Genomic DNA, 15,703 nt, shown 5'->3' with positions numbered 1-15,703 from the left:
GAATATCGCAGAGATTATAGTTGCACATATCGAAGAGATTAATTGGTAAACGGCCAATTAATACGACATTTGTGCGGCGCGTATTCTATCACGCATTCGCTTAATGGGCTATCTTGAGGCACATACAAATAGCCTAATACAAGCCATTAAAAATAATCGACATTGAGCAACGATAACGGCGTGTGCTGTGCGGAATGGTTTTTATCCGTTTGTTGTAAAAAATCTTCAATACTTTTTAGCACTAATGGGCTACGAAGCTGGTTGCCAAGGGCGATGATGTCTGCAAGATTAAGCCAATGGGTAGCGGTAATGGCATTATCACCGGGTGTGGCGTGTTGTTGCTCGGCCAGCTCAATACAAAATGTATAACGAACAAAGGCTAAATCTGTAGCTGCCCGAAATTGATAGATCCCTACTAAGGCTTGTGGTGTCAGCTCAAGTCCCGTTTCTTCAACAATTTCACGAGCGCATGCTGCAATAATCGATTCATTGGCTTCTAAATGCCCCGCTGGTTGGTTAAATTTAACCTCACCGTTGATGCATTCTTCAACCAATAAAAATTTACCTTGGCAGTGGATCACGCAAGCTACAGTAGTATTAGGTTTATAGCGCTCAGTCATATTTCCCTCTTGTATAAAGCGTCTGCCAGCGATTACATTGCCGTGCTGATCACTTTGTATTCACCATTTGGTAAATCATCTAGACACCATTGACCTATTTTATAACGGATTAATCTTAAGGTTGGGTGACCTACATGTGCGGTCATTCTTCTGACTTGGCGATTTCGACCTTCACAAATTTGCACTTCCAGCCAGGTTGTTGGAATGGCTTTACGCTCTCGCACCGGCGGGGTTCTTGGCCAAATATCAGGAGATGTCATTACGCAAACTTTAGCCGGTAATGTCATGCCGTCTTTTAATTCAACCCCATTACATAAGGCATTGATTGCCTCATCTGATGGTTCGCCTTCCACTTGAACCCAATAGGTTTTAAAGGTTTTTTGCGATGGCTGGGTAAGCTTTGCCTGCAATTGTCCGTCGTTGGTAAGCAATAGCAAACCTTCACTATCACGGTCTAAACGTCCTGCTGCGTAAACATCGGCTACTGGAATAAAGTCTTTTAATGTTTGTCGGCCTGCTTCATCGGTAAATTGGCACAACACGTCAAATGGCTTGTTAAATAATACGATGACGGGATTTTCAGGCCGTGGTTTTTGTGGCGGTCGCGATTTTGCCCTGCCACGATTGGCTGTCGCACTTGTTGCCTCTGAATTAACTGGTTTTGTAGACGCGCCAGTTCTGTAAGTAGATGTTTTTTTAAATTGACTGAATTTACCGATTTTTGACATAAAGGTATGGTTAACATCCTTTGCTAATACAAGTGAGTGAAAAGTGAACGAATATAAATCTATTTATGGTAGTTTACTGCGTATTCGCCCTTAGTGGAATTTGAAAATTACTAAGAATGATCTATGATGTCCGCCTAAAAATTGTGATCTGTACCTAATTTATCATTCTGAGATATCGGCTTTAACCGCTAAATCTCAGAGGTTTGAGAACAAAATATAATAATAAAGGGATAGGGGATTTCACATACTTGGCTTATAAAAAAGTGTGCCATGGTCGCTGACCACGGTTAACTTGTGCGAGTGTTATCCACCAAAGCCCGTCAAATGCTTACGCAATTTATTCTAATAAATTATAAATTTACAATAATGTAGGAAACAAAATGAAAGATAACACTCCAACGATCATATACACAGAAACCGACGAAGCACCGGCACTTGCCACGCTGTCTTTATTACCGATTATCCGCACTTTCACTAACGCTGCTGGCGTAAAAGTTGAAACGCGCGATATCTCTTTGTCAGGTCGTGTTATTGCTAACTTCCCTGAAAAGTTAACCGCAGAGCAAAAAATTGCTGATGCGCTAACCGAATTAGGCGAATTGGCTAATAAGCCAGAAGCTAACATCATTAAATTACCTAACGTTAGTGCATCAATTCCGCAGTTAAAAGCCTGTATTGCTGAACTTCAAGCAAAAGGTTATGACATTCCTAACTATCCTGATGAGCCTAAAAATGACGCAGAAGTTGAAGCTCAATCGCGTTATGATAAAATTAAAGGTAGCGCGGTAAACCCAGTATTACGTGAAGGTAACTCAGATCGTCGTGCACCAACGTCAGTGAAAAACTACGCCAAGAAAAACCCACATTCAATGGGTAAATGGGCCAGCGACTCTAAGTCTCACGTTGCTCATATGAACGAAGGCGACTTCTATGGCAGTGAGCAGTCTGTCACTCTAGCGGCAGCTGATAAAGTCAATATCGTGTTGACTCAACAAGACGGCAAAGACGTTGTATTGAAAAGCGGCTTAGCGTTATTAGCGGACGAAATTATTGACTCATCAGTGATGAGCAAAAAAGCGTTAGTGGATTTTTATGCTCGTGAAATCGAAGCGGCAAAATCTGAAGATGTTTTACTATCTTTACACCTTAAAGCGACCATGATGAAAGTGTCTGACCCAATATTATTTGGTCTTGCCGTTAAAGTGTTCTTTAAAGATGTGTTCGATAAGCACGGTAAATTATTTGCTGAGTTAGGCGTTGATGTAAACAATGGTTTTGGTGATGTTTATGCCAAAATTAGCACGTTACCAGAAGCTAAACGTAACGAAATTGAAGCAGATATTGCTGCTGTTTATGCTGCTCGTCCAGCACTTGCGATGGTTGATTCTGATAAAGGTATCACTAACTTACACGTACCTAGTGACATCATTATTGATGCATCAATGCCGGCAGCTATCCGTTCTTCGGGTAAAATGTGGGGTCCTGATGGCCAGTTACAAGACACCAAAGCAATGATCCCAGATCGTTGTTACGCTGGTGTTTATCAAGAAACGATTTCGTTCTGTAAAAAGCACGGTGCATTTGATCCAACTACGATGGGCAGCGTACCTAACGTGGGCTTAATGGCTCAAAAAGCAGAAGAATACGGTAGCCACGATAAAACCTTTGAAATTAAAGCTGCTGGTACGGTTAATGTGATTAACCAAGCCGGTGATGTGTTAATGAGCCATGACGTTGAAGCTGGCGACATTTATCGCATGTGCCAAGTGAAAGATGCGCCAATTCGCGACTGGGTAAAACTAGCCGTCAAGCGTGCACGTTTAAGTAATACGCCTGCGGTATTCTGGTTAGACAGCAACCGTGCTCATGATGCTGAGTTAATTAAGAAAGTGACTCAATATCTAGCTGAGCAAGATACTGCTGGTTTAGACATTCAAATAATGACGCCAGAGGATGCAACTCGCTTTACGCTAGAGCGCATCATCAAAGGTGAAGACACTATTTCGGTAACGGGTAACGTGTTACGTGACTACTTAACCGATTTATTCCCAATTCTTGAACTGGGTACCAGTGCTAAAATGTTGTCTATCGTGCCGTTAATGAATGGCGGTGGCTTATTTGAAACAGGTGCCGGTGGTTCAGCGCCTAAGCACGTGCAACAAGTCGAAAAAGAAGGTCACTTACGTTGGGATTCATTAGGTGAGTTTCTAGCACTTGCTGCGTCTTTAGAGCATTTAAGCCAAACGACCAATAATCCTAAGGCACAAGTATTAGCAGACACCTTAGATGTCGCTATTGGTGTATTCCTTGATACCAATAAATCACCATCACGTCGTGTAGGTGAACTTGATAACCGCGGTAGTCACTTTTACCTAGCAATGTATTGGGCACAAGCATTAACTGAGCAAACGGCTGATGCAGAGCTTGCTGCACACTTTGCACCTCTAGCTAAGTCATTGGCTGCAAATGAAACGGTTATTCTTGCTGAATTGAACGGTGCACAAGGCCCAGCAGTTGATTTAGGTGGTTATTACCGTTTAGATGCAGCTAAAGCCGAACAAGCAATGCGCCCTAGTGCAACATTAAACCAGTTTGTAATTGGTTAATCTGCACAAGAGCTCTCCTAACTAGGTGTGAGTTATTCTGTTAATGAATACATCTTCAATTGAAGGTGTATTAAATTGATTGAGTTGATGTTTTTTTAGGCAATAAAAAAGACAGGGATTAAAATCCCTGTCTTTTTGTTTTATAGTCTCACCAATTAGATTGTTGGCGAGATGGCTGAAGCATGCATTCCTTTGGGGCCTTCTTCAACTTCGAAGCACACAGGTTGACCTGCTTTTAAGGTACGATAACCTTCCATTTCGATAGTTGAATAGTGCGCAAATACATCTTCGCCACCCTGATCAGGGCAAATAAACCCGAATCCTTTGGCGTTGTTGAACCATTTAACAGTTCCGTTTGCCATACTTCCACTTCCTTCTGTTGTCTACTTACCAGTAAGATAGTAAAACTTATTATCCAGCGGTCTAGTATTCGCCGCCTACCAAACAGAATGAAATTTGTACGAAAATATGTCAAGTGGTAATTAACAAAAAAACAACATTTAATTAATTTAACGATATCAAGTGGTCGGGAACCAAACGAGAGGCTAGAATTAAACAATGGCTAAATTAGGCAATGTAGAACATATTGAAGGAAAGGTTGAATCTGAACTACAACCACCCCATATGTATAAAGTGGTGCTAAACAATGATGATTACACCCCGATGGACTTTGTGGTAGAAGTATTACAACGTTTTTTTGAAAAAAATGAACAGCAAGCTGTAGATATTATGTTAGCGATCCATAACCAAGGCAAAGGATTGTGTGGTGTATTTCCATTTGGGATTGCAGAAACAAAAGTTTTTCAAGTAAATCAGTTTGCAAGAGAAAACCAACATCCGTTACTGTGTACGTTAGAGAAAGTATAAAATCGATATCTCACAGTCTGTGGTTAAATTTAGGGGGTGCTTATGCTGAACAAAGACCTGGAAGTCACCTTGAACCTAGCGTTTCAGCAAGCTAGAGATTCACGTCATGAATACATGACGGTAGAACATTTATTATTAGCGCTGATTGATAATCCTTCTGCCTACGAAGCATTAATTGCTTGTGGGGCGGATGTTAATCGTTTACGAGAAGAAGTGGCTAATTTCATTCAACAAACCACGCCCATTATTGCAGAATCAACTGAAGAACGTGAAACCCAACCCACTTTGGGATTTCAACGTGTTTTGCAACGAGCTGTATTCCATGTGCAATCGTCTGGTCGTAACGAAGTTTCTGGTGCCAATGTACTCGTCGCTATTTTTAGTGAACAAGAATCGCAAGCAGTGTATTTACTGCGTCGTTGTGATATTACCCGTTTAGATGTGGTTAATTTTATTTCTCATGGCATGTCAAAAGAAGATGATTCTGGCGAACCACAAGATCAAGAACGCATTGACGAACAATCTGAAAATCCAGAAGACCGCAGCATGTTGGCGCAGTTTGCTGCTAATTTAAATCAATTAGCCCAAGACGGCAGTATCGATCCATTAATTGGCCGTGATGCTGAAATTGAACGTGCTATTCAAACATTGTGTCGTCGCCGTAAGAATAACCCATTACTTGTGGGTGAAGCTGGGGTGGGGAAAACGGCTATTGCAGAAGGTTTAGCTTATCGTATTGTCAATAAGCAAGTGCCTGATGTTATGGCCAATGCAACGGTGTATTCGTTAGATTTAGGCTCATTATTAGCGGGCACTAAATACCGTGGTGATTTTGAAAAGCGTTTTAAAAGCTTATTAAAAGAACTCGCTGCTGATGAGCATGCCATTTTGTTTATTGATGAAATTCATACCATTATTGGTGCTGGTGCCGCTTCTGGCGGTGTGATGGATGCATCTAACTTACTTAAACCATTATTATCGAGTGGTAAGTTACGTTGCATGGGCTCAACCACATTCCAAGAATATCAAAGCATTTTCGAGAAAGATCGTGCTTTAGCGCGTCGCTTCCAAAAGATTGATATTAATGAGCCTTCAGTTGCCGAAACCACCAAAATTTTGATGGGACTTAAATCTAAGTACGAAGAATACCATGGGGTGCGTTATACCCAAGCTGCCATCAGCAGTGCGGCTATTTTATCGGCCAAACACATAAACGATCGTCATTTACCTGATAAAGCGATTGATGTGATTGACGAAGCCGGTGCGCGCATGGTGATGATGCCGCAAAGCAAACGTAAGAAGACCATTGGTCAAGCGGAAATAGAGGCCATCATTGCTAAGTTGGCGCGTATTCCTGAGAAGTCGGTATCGTCGACTGACAAGGATATGTTACGTAACCTTGAACGTAACCTTAAGATGGTAGTATTTGGTCAAGACAAAGCGATTGAGAGCCTTAGTGCTGCTATACGCTTATCGCGCAGCGGTTTAGGTTCTGAGAAAAAGCCAGTAGGCAGCTTTATGTTTGCAGGCCCGACTGGGGTAGGTAAAACAGAAGTCACTAATCAATTAGCTAATTGTCTTAACCTTAAACTGATTCGCTTTGATATGTCTGAGTACATGGAACGTCATACCGTGTCACGTTTAATCGGGGCGCCTCCAGGTTATGTGGGTTATGACCAAGGTGGTATGTTAACCGATGCTGTGATTAAAAATCCGCATTGTGTGGTGCTACTTGATGAAATTGAAAAGGCGCATCCTGATGTATTCAACTTGTTACTGCAAGTGATGGATCACGGTACTTTGACCGACAACAATGGTCGCAAAGCAGATTTCAGAAATGTCACCTTAGTGATGACCACCAACGCTGGCGTACAAGAAACTATTCGTAAATCGATTGGTTTTAGACAGCAAGATCACACTCAAGATGCCTTAGCTGAAATCAATAAAGTCTTTTCACCTGAGTTCCGTAATCGCTTAGATTCAATTGTATGGTTTAATCATTTGGATATGACCGTTATCGCCAAAGTGGTTGATAAGTTCTTAGTTGAGCTTCAGGCACAGCTAGATGATAAGCGTGTCACGCTAGATGTTAGTGATGAAGCGCGAACCTTGCTTGCAGAGAAAGGTTATGACAAGTCGATGGGCGCACGCCCAATGTCACGTGTCGTCACTGAATTGATTAAACGTCCGTTAGCGGATGAGATTCTGTTTGGTGTGCTTGAAAGAGGTGGTATTGCGCATATTGACGTTAAAGAAGGTGAGATCAATATCGATTGCGAGTCGTTAGAAAAAGTCTCGTAGGAATCAATCCATATACTTGAAAATATGCCATTAAAAAAGATGACCCATGGGTCATCTTTTTTTATGTATGTTAATTGCGCCCAATACCGTTACTTATAAATAAGCCTTCAACTCAAAGCATTTCTTACTGTTCAATTCAATGGGTATTGATAGCAAAATGGGTATTCCCTTTTTAAATCAATAAACATAGTAGTGGATCGTATGAGGTGCTTCTGCAAAACGGATTACAACCATCGCGATGCCTGGTTGAATGCTCTGATAAAGGGATACCCATTACGTTGAACATTCGTCTTGTTTGATGCGTGTTGCTTTACGTTGAATACACTTTATTTATGCAGTTTGGTATAACAACAAAAAAACCGACAGGCAGTCGGTTTTTACATTGTTGAGGCTAGCGATTAACGTGCGCGGAAGACGATACGACCTTTTGATAGGTCATAAGGAGTCAACTGTACAGTGACTTTGTCACCCGTTAAAATACGGATGTAGTTTTTGCGCATTTTGCCAGAGATGTGGGCTATCACCACATGTCCATTTTCAAGCTCTACGCGGAACATTGTATTTGGCAAGGTCTCAAGGATAGTGCCCTGCATTTCAATGTTGTCTTCTTTCGCCATTAATTAGTTATCCCATTAGCCTTCAAATATGAAAAAATCGGGCGTATCATGCCCCAAAAACACTGAACTGTAAAGGGCGTTAACGAGAAAGAGCCGTAAGATTTTCACCAACTTGCCAACCGAGTGCTGTTAAAATTTGATACGGACGGTATTGACGTTTGTAGCTCATTTTCCGATTTTGATCAATTTGATAGCCTAAATATAAAAAACGTTTACCCAATGATTTTGCTAATTGGCATTGGATTAAAATCATCAGCGAACCTAATGAACGGTCGGCATAATCAGGATCAAAATAACTGTAAATTGCTGAGAAGCTGCTCATCATTTCATCGGTTACGGCCACCCCAATTAATCGCTCTTGATCAAACACCTCAATAAACATCGGCGGTAACCAATCTGATAATAAAAAATCATCATATTGGGTTGGCGATGCAGGAAACATTGGCCCATCGTTGTGACGTTCATTGATATAACGTTGATACAAATCATAGTGCTCTGGCCGTGAGGTATGAGTGACTTTCCAATGCAAATCTTGGTTGTTTTTTAAGGTTCTTTTTTGGCGTTTAGATAATATAAAATCATTAACATTCAATCTAATAGACTGACAAGCTTGGCAGGAGGGACAACGAGGTTTGTAAATAGCATTGCCGTTACGACGAAAGCCCATCGTCAGCAGTTGTTCAAACAGCGCTGCGTCTATTTGCGGTTCTTGGATCACCAGTAATTGCTCTTTATTACCTTCAATATAATTGCAATCAAAAGGCTGGCTTATTCCAACGCTGACAGATTTAGAATTCAATAAACACCTCTTGTTTGTTCCACATTGACGCTGAAGTTGTACGATCTCTGTACTGATGAAGCACCGTTAAAAACTCGCTTCTAGGTAAGGCTTTAGCCCCAAGGCTAACTAAGTGAGGATTCATTACTTGCGCATCAATCAATTGAAAATCGTGTTTCACCAAGTGTTGATTCAGTATAGCAAAGGCTGCTTTTGATGCATTTGTTTGACGATGAAACATCGATTCACCGCAAAAAATACCGCCCACCGGAATACCATACAATCCGCCCACTAGCTGTTCGCCTTCCCATACTTCAATAGAATGAGCACGCCCTTGGAGATGCAGCTCATAGTAGGCCATTTGTATTTCGGCCGAAATCCAAGTGCCATCTTGGGTGTTACGGGGCCCAGCACAACCGGCAACAACATCTAAAAATGCATGATTGATGGTAAAGCGCCATGAAGACTTTTTAAGAAATTTAATTAAGCTTTTACTGCCAAAAGGATGGCTTGGTGTGAACACCGCTCGAGGATCGGGAGACCACCACAAAATGGGGTCATTAGCGTTAAACCAAGGGAAAATACCTTGGTAATAGGCTTGTGCTAGGCGGTCTGGCCGCAAGTCTCCTCCGATGGCTAATAGACCATTCGGATCAGTAAGAGCTTGCTCAGGCGGCGGGAAGCCGATGGATTGATTTAAATAAGACAGTGAGTTCACAATTGAGTATATTATTTGTAATACCTTATCGTTAACTTAGCGGAAAATGGCCATGTTTAAAATCATAACTGTAAGTGTGAAGAGTATTTTTGCAGTATTGCTGACTATTTGTTTGTTTTGTGGTCAAAGCCAAGCTGCTTACGAACGTAATCAAGCCGTTCCAGTTGAAAAAGTGTTATACGGCCACATTGAATCTGTGAAGCATGTGACAGAGAAACAGCTAGTAGAAGATAGTCGAAGCGGTTGGAAAACCTTTGGCGGTGCATTAATCGGTGGTGTCATCGGTCATCAATTTGGTGGCGGTTCAGGTAAAGATGTTGCTACTGTTTTGGGGGCGTTGATTGGCGGTGGCATTGGCAGTCAGCACGGTAACCAACAATATTATCTTGAAACTAAGTTAGTTGAACTAATGATAAAGCAAGAAGATGGTAGCCAAGTTATGGTGATCCAAGATGCGGATCCGGGTATGAGTTTTACTGCCGGAGATGAGGTTAGGGTGGTTTACTTAACCGGTTATGTCAGGGTCGACCTAGCGATGTAAATATTCTCGATGTAGTAATTCTCGATGTATTTATTCTCGATGTAATTATTCTCGATGTGAAAATGCAACTAAAACAAAAGGAGCCTAGGCTCCTTTTGTTTACACACTGTGGTCAATATTTGCTAACAATACTGTTTGATCTGTTGTTGCTAATAGAGATTAAAATCCACGCGGCAAAGTTTGATTACCGGTTGTGTTTTCGAGTTTTTTACGCCACAACTGCTTAGGCGTTAATCCGCCTGAGTTTGATTGCACTTTTTTACTCGGTTGTTTTTTCGCTGCAGTTTTTGTCGTTAACCTTGCAGCAGGTTTAATAGCTGCTTGGTTCGCAGTCGGTGCTTTTTTTACTGACGATGCAGTTAGTTGTGAATGCATGGATTCAAGTTCGCTAAAGCGCACTGATTTACCGCCGTCAATTTTGTACCAGCTGCCAGCTTGTTCAATAGAAACTGCTTGTCCAGACTGCTTTTCAAGAGCCATTTGTAGTTGGCCGATGACCTCTTCTTTAGTCAATGTTGTCATAGTTAATAACCTATTTGTTATCATGTTAAATGAAGGTTGTTACTAATTTTAATGTGTGAAGGCTACAAAAGTCCAATTAGTGGCTGTAATTGTCGGTTTATCTCTCATAAAGTCCGATTTATCAGCGTTTATGACTGCTGTTGTTGAAATATTCGACAGTGAGTTACATTGAATTATTAAACTCATCTCTAGTGAAGGTATTGAATAAATAAGCTAAAATTAGCACGATACCGTTTATTATTCTGAGCAGAGGTTAATTAGTTAAATCCCTAAAAAATCGTACAACTCAGTGGCTGATTCGCTTGCAATTCAACAACGGATTGTAAGTGATAAACGGCCCATTATCTTCTGAGTTGACTTCAGAGGCTTCTATCCATTTTGTTAGGAAAATATTATGTCAACACATCATCAAGGCTCCTCTACCATTACTCGTCAAACGTTAGGGACATATTTAGACAGTTTTTTAAACGTGTCAGCCTTTAAAGACTACGCTCCTAATGGCTTACAAGTTGAAGGTAAGTCTGATATCCGCACGATTGTGACAGGCGTAACAGCATGCCAAGCATTAATTGAGCAAGCGGCGGCCGTTAATGCTGATGCTATTCTTGTTCATCACGGTTTTTTTTGGAAAAACGAGCCAGAAATTATCACTGGGATGAAGTATCGCCGAATTAAGGCATTAATGGACCATGATATGAGTTTATTCGGCTACCATTTACCGCTTGATGCCCATCACGGTATTGGAAATAATGCCCAACTAGCTTACCAGTTAGGGATTATTAGTCCTCGAGTATATGAACCAGTAGGACAAGACTTACTCTGGCATGGTCATTTAGAGCATCCTTTAAGCGCCAGCGAATTTAGTCAATTACTGACTAAGGTACTTAAACGTGCACCATTACATATTGGTGATAACAGCAAGCCTATTTCAACCTTGGCTTGGTGTACTGGTGGTGCTCAAGACTATATTGATTATGCAGCCCAAATGGGGGTAGATGCGTTTATAAGCGGTGAAGTGTCAGAACGTACTTATCATGCGGCAATGGAGCAAGGGCTGCATTATTTTGCTGCAGGACATCATGCTACTGAACAATTTGGTATTCAGGCATTAGGGCAGCATTTAGCCAGTAAGTTTGATTTAACCCATCATTTTATTGATATCGTTAACCCAGTGTAGTGGATTAAAATACATCGCTGAATATTGGCCCGCACTTGTAATTGCAGTGTAAAAGTCGATATTAATTATTTACCCGATAAGGACCCCCAATGACAGAGTACTTTTTACAGGCTTTTATTTATCTCACCGCTGCAGTCATTGCTGTTCCGTTAGCGAATAAATTAGGCTTGGGTTCCGTGTTGGGATATTTGATTGCGGGTGTGGTCATTGGTCCTATTGTTGGTTTAGTGGGCAGTGAAACCAATACCATTCAACACTTCGCCGAATTTGGTGTGGTGATGATGCTATTTTTGGTTGGCTTAGAACTGGAACCCAAAATGTTGTGGGCGATGCGTAATCGTTTACTGGGTCTTGGTGGCTTACAAGTTGTGGGTTCGGTTGTGGTGGTAATGGCTTGTGCAATTTATGCGGGCTACCAACTGAGTATTGCATTAACGATAGGATTAATTTTTTCACTATCCTCTACCGCAATTGTGTTGCAGACCTTATCTGAAAAACGCCTCAATAAAACCCACGCCGGAAAGAACGCATTTTCGGTATTGTTGTTTCAAGACATCGCGGTCATCCCCATGTTGGCCTTTATTCCGTTATTAGCCTTACCTGAGTTAGTTGAGAAAGCCCAAGCTGCAGTTAGTAGTATGAGTGAACAACACGAGCAGTTAAGCCTAGTGGCCTCATTACCTGGTTGGGCATATGCCATTGTACTGGTATTAGCTATTGGGGCTGTGGTGTTAGGTGGTCACTATCTCAGTAGACCATTATTTAAAATGGTCGCCGAATCAGGTGCTCGTGAAATCTCCACCGCAGCAGCACTTATGTTGGTCATCGGCATTGCGGCATTAATGAGTTTAGTGGGTATATCACCCGCATTAGGCACCTTTTTAGCAGGCGTTGTACTGGCAAACAGTGAATTTAAGCATGAGCTTGAAGCCAATATTGGTCCGTTTAAAGGCTTATTATTGGGATTGTTTTTTATCACTGTTGGCGCTGGAATCGACTTTACGGTTCTATTTGCTGATTTTGGTGAAATAATTGCAATCACCTTAAGTGTTATGCTGATTAAAGCACTTGTGCTGTATTTATTAGCGTTGATTTTTAGGATTAAGGGCAGTGATCGTTGGTTGTTTGCGTTATGTCTGGCTCAAGCGGGGGAGTTTGGTTTTGTATTACTGAGTTTCAGTGTTCAACAGCATGTTATTCCAACTGATCTGGCGCAGACTTTATCTATCGTAGTCGCGTTATCGATGTTTTTAACCCCAGGGTTATTTATATTATTCGATAAAGTGATTTATCCACGCTTTCAAGTGAAAAAAAATCAGCGTGAACAGGATAATATTGATGATGAGGGCACGGTGATTATTGCGGGTATTGGCCGTTTTGGCCAGGTGGTAAATCGCTTTTTAATTTCGAATAATATTAAAACCGTAGTGCTCGATTATCAGGTTTCACAGGTCGACGCTATCAGGCGTATTAATACTAAGGCCTATTTCGGTGATGCGACTCGTCCAGATTTATTAAAAACTGCTGGCATTGAACAAGCTTCGCTTTTTGTGGTGGCCATCGATAATAGAGAAAGTAGTGTGGAGTTAGTTAAATACTTACATCATACCTACCCTAAACTTAAGATTGTTGCTAGAGCATTTGACCGTGGTCATGGGCATTTATTAAAAGAGGCTGGCGCTGACGCGGTCGAGTCGGAAACGCATCATTCAGCTCTTGAACTCAGCTTGTCATCGTTACAGTTATTAGGTCATTCGGAAGAATATGTGTTGAGACGAAAGGCAACCTATAAGCGGGTTGAAAAAGAAGCCTCTAAACGTTTATACGATATGTGGTTGAAAGAATCAGTGGGTGAGCGTTTTGGTAACGATTTTATTAAACTGTTTATGTTATATGAAGAGCGATTAAAGCAGGCAATGGATGAAGATAATGCCACTCACCAACAAGATGTAGATATCCAGAACGAAGTTAATGCAAAGCCAAAATCAGATGTTGATGTTAATTCTAATCATTAATGCACTACTTTATACTTGTAGATTAATCACTTAATCACTGGTAGTGTTTTTCTGGATGTGTTTCTGTTGAAAAGACCGCCGAGGCGGTCTTTTTTCTATGTATTTAACAGTTACTTAACGCGCATGCCAGGTTGAGCACCTTCATGGGGTTCTAGTATAAACAGATCTTTACCGCCAGGACCTGCAGCTAATACCATACCTTCTGAATCACCAAACTTCATTGTACGTGGGGCAAGGTTTGCCACCATCACGGTGAGTTTGCCAACCAAATCTTCAGGAGCATAAGCAGATTTAATACCTGCAAATACTTGTTTGGTTTCGCCGCCTAAATCTAATTCAAGACGCAGTAATTTATTGGCTTTCTCGATATGTTCCGCTTTGCTGATACGCGCAATCCGTAAGTCAATTTTTGCGAAATCTTCAAAGCTTATTTCTGGGCTGATAGGATCTTGCTCTAATTGATTAACGGCTTGTGTCGGCGCATCGGTTTTAGGTGCGTCCGTATTACTGGCTTGCAAGTTCTCTTTAGAGGCATCGATGATAGCTTCAATGCTTTTGGGTTCGATACGCTGCATTAATGCTTTAAATGGCGCTATTTCATGACCTGATAAATCTTGGCCCAAATTGTCCCACGTTAAGGTTAACTGTAAAAAACCTTCAACATCACCGGCCAGTTTTGGTAATACAGGCTTGAGGTAAGTGACCAAGATTCTGAATAAGTTTAATGCATTACTGCAAACTTGATGTGCTTCATCTTGTTTATCGTCTTGCTTAACTAATTGCCAAGGTGCCGCGTCTGCAACATAGGCGTTAGCAATATCAGCTAATGCCATGATTTCACGCATCGCTTTGCCAAATTCGCGAGTTTCATATAATTCGGCAATCACTTCGCTTTTGGCTAAGAATATGTCGGTTAAGCTACTGTCGGTTACCTTGGCTAACTTTCCGTCAAAACGTTTGCCGATAAAACCTGCCGTTCGTGAAGCAAGGTTAACTAATTTACCGACTAAATCTGAGTTAACTCGTTGAGCGAAATCTTCTAAATTTAAATCCAAATCATCAATACGACTATTTAATTTAGCCGCGTAATAATAACGTAGGTATTCCGGATCTAAATTATCTAAATAAGTACGCGCTTTAATAAACGTGCCTTTAGACTTAGACATTTTTGAACCGTTTACCGTGACATAGCCGTGAGCATAAACACTGGTCGGTTTACGAATACCAGCGCCTTCAAGCATTGCTGGCCAGAATAAACTGTGGAAATAAACAATGTCTTTACCGATGAAGTGATACACCTCAGCGGTAGAGTCTAAACTCCAAAAATCGTCAAAGTTTAAATCATCACGCTTGTCACATAGGTTTTTAAATGAGCCCATATAACCGATAGGTGCATCTAACCAAACATAGAAAAATTTGCCGGGAGCATCAGGGATTTCAAAACCAAAGTAGGGTGCATCACGAGAGATGTCCCATTGCTTTAGGCCTTGTTCAAACCATTCGTTAAGCTTGTTGGCCATTTCTTGTTGCAATGAACCTGATTGAATCCACTCTTTTAACATGCCTTCAAATGCTGGCAGGTCGAAAAAGAAGTGTTCGGTATCTTTCATTATTGGTGTAGCACCAGAGACTGCCGATTTAGGATTTATCAGATCGGTTGTACTATAAGTTGCACCACAGTTGTCACAGTTATCACCGTATTGATCTTCAGATTTACATTTTGGGCAGGTGCCTTTAACAAAACGGTCAGGCAAGAACATTAACTTTTCAGGGTCATATAATTGTGAAATGGTTTTGGTTTTGATGTAACCGCGATCACGGAGCTTTAGATAAATATCACTGGCCAAAATGCGGTTTTCGTCGCTGTGAGTACTGTGAAAGTTATCAAACTGGATATTGAAATCCGCGAAATCTTGCTGGTGCTCTTTTTGCACTTGGGCAATCATTTCTTCTGGCGTAATGCCCATTTGCTGCGCTTTAAGCATAATCGGCGTGCCGTGAGCATCGTCGGCACAAATGTAGTGGCATTCATGTCCACGTAACTTTTGAAAACGTGACCAAATATCCGTTTGGATATATTCAAGCATGTGGCCTAGATGGATTGGGCCATTGGCATAAGGAAGGGCACTTGTGACCAGTATTTTACGCTGTGATTTTGTCATTTTGTCTCGATATCAAATTACACCAAAAATATTGCCTGATACTAACTGATT

14 protein-coding genes are annotated in these 15,703 nt (G+C 41.3%); 6 read left to right on the top strand and 8 right to left on the bottom strand.

Annotated elements, in window-relative coordinates:
* Nucleotides 1–146: 146 nt before the first annotated feature.
* Nucleotides 147–620 carry an NUDIX hydrolase gene (locus GUY17_RS12060; protein WP_162023298.1) on the bottom strand — a complete coding sequence of 158 codons (474 nt, stop codon included), beginning with the start codon at nt 618–620 and terminating at the stop codon, nt 147–149.
* A 32-nt stretch (nt 621–652) separates the two neighbouring features.
* Nucleotides 653–1,348, bottom strand: coding sequence for a pseudouridine synthase (locus GUY17_RS12055; RefSeq protein WP_101086957.1), 696 nt, complete (start codon nt 1,346–1,348; stop codon nt 653–655).
* Nucleotides 1,349–1,728: 380 nt separating this feature from the next.
* Here GUY17_RS12055 and GUY17_RS12050 point away from each other — a divergent pair, with 380 nt between their 5' ends.
* Complete coding sequence (locus GUY17_RS12050; protein WP_101086958.1) at nt 1,729–3,954, top strand: NADP-dependent isocitrate dehydrogenase; 2,226 nt, start codon at nt 1,729–1,731, stop codon at nt 3,952–3,954.
* Between the two features lie 155 nt (nt 3,955–4,109).
* On the opposite strand, the gene cspD is transcribed toward GUY17_RS12050, so the two are convergent.
* Nucleotides 4,110–4,316, bottom strand: coding sequence for a cold shock domain-containing protein CspD (gene cspD, locus GUY17_RS12045; protein WP_011637711.1), 207 nt, complete (start codon nt 4,314–4,316; stop codon nt 4,110–4,112).
* A gap of 196 nt (nt 4,317–4,512) precedes the next feature.
* On the opposite strand from cspD, the gene clpS reads away from it, so the two are divergent.
* Together clpS and clpA are read left to right on the top strand one after the other, a co-directional pair.
* Nucleotides 4,513–4,821 (top strand): ATP-dependent Clp protease adapter ClpS, encoded by a 309-nt coding sequence (gene clpS / locus GUY17_RS12040; protein WP_101086959.1) that lies wholly within the window; start codon nt 4,513–4,515, stop codon nt 4,819–4,821.
* A gap of 42 nt (nt 4,822–4,863) precedes the next feature.
* A complete protein-coding gene (gene clpA, locus GUY17_RS12035) occupies nt 4,864–7,122 on the top strand; it encodes an ATP-dependent Clp protease ATP-binding subunit ClpA (protein WP_101086960.1) in 2,259 nt (752 codons plus the stop codon).
* 398 nt (nt 7,123–7,520) lie between these two features.
* Here clpA and infA read toward each other — a convergent pair whose 3' ends face one another.
* From infA to aat, 3 genes are all read right to left on the bottom strand, one after another.
* Nucleotides 7,521–7,739, bottom strand: coding sequence for a translation initiation factor IF-1 (infA, locus tag GUY17_RS12030; RefSeq protein WP_011496276.1), 219 nt, complete (start codon nt 7,737–7,739; stop codon nt 7,521–7,523).
* 79 nt (nt 7,740–7,818) lie between these two features.
* On the bottom strand, nt 7,819–8,538 hold the full coding sequence (locus GUY17_RS12025; protein WP_162023297.1) for an arginyltransferase: 720 nt from the start codon (nt 8,536–8,538) through the stop codon (nt 7,819–7,821).
* Complete coding sequence (aat, locus tag GUY17_RS12020; protein ID WP_162023296.1) at nt 8,528–9,235, bottom strand: leucyl/phenylalanyl-tRNA--protein transferase; 708 nt, start codon at nt 9,233–9,235, stop codon at nt 8,528–8,530. Before aat ends, GUY17_RS12025 begins: the two co-directional genes overlap by 11 nt.
* A 46-nt stretch (nt 9,236–9,281) precedes the next feature.
* Between aat and GUY17_RS12015 the strand changes: the two genes are divergently transcribed.
* The gene (locus GUY17_RS12015; protein WP_254439816.1) at nt 9,282–9,776 is read left to right on the top strand and encodes a glycine zipper 2TM domain-containing protein; all 495 of its coding nucleotides are present in this window, start codon (nt 9,282–9,284) and stop codon (nt 9,774–9,776) included.
* Between the two features lie 159 nt (nt 9,777–9,935).
* On the opposite strand, the gene GUY17_RS12010 is transcribed toward GUY17_RS12015, so the two are convergent.
* Complete coding sequence (locus GUY17_RS12010; protein WP_162023295.1) at nt 9,936–10,298, bottom strand: hypothetical protein; 363 nt, start codon at nt 10,296–10,298, stop codon at nt 9,936–9,938.
* Between the two features lie 424 nt (nt 10,299–10,722).
* Between GUY17_RS12010 and GUY17_RS12005 the strand changes: the two genes are divergently transcribed.
* Nucleotides 10,723–11,475, top strand: a complete 753-nt coding sequence (locus GUY17_RS12005) for a Nif3-like dinuclear metal center hexameric protein (RefSeq protein ID WP_162024351.1) — start codon at nt 10,723–10,725, stop codon at nt 11,473–11,475.
* An 89-nt stretch (nt 11,476–11,564) separates the two neighbouring features.
* Nucleotides 11,565–13,490 (top strand): monovalent cation:proton antiporter-2 (CPA2) family protein, encoded by a 1,926-nt coding sequence (locus tag GUY17_RS12000; RefSeq protein ID WP_162023294.1) that lies wholly within the window; start codon nt 11,565–11,567, stop codon nt 13,488–13,490.
* A 110-nt stretch (nt 13,491–13,600) separates the two neighbouring features.
* On the opposite strand, the gene metG is transcribed toward GUY17_RS12000, so the two are convergent.
* The gene (gene metG, locus GUY17_RS11995; RefSeq protein WP_101086967.1) at nt 13,601–15,652 is read right to left on the bottom strand and encodes a methionine--tRNA ligase; all 2,052 of its coding nucleotides are present in this window, start codon (nt 15,650–15,652) and stop codon (nt 13,601–13,603) included.
* Nucleotides 15,653–15,703: the final 51 nt, after the last annotated feature.

The organism is Shewanella sp. Arc9-LZ, assembly GCF_010092445.1.
Classification (GTDB): domain Bacteria; phylum Pseudomonadota; class Gammaproteobacteria; order Enterobacterales; family Shewanellaceae; genus Shewanella.
Note: the sequence above shows the minus strand (reverse complement) of the source record. Positions and strands in the feature narration are given on the sequence as shown.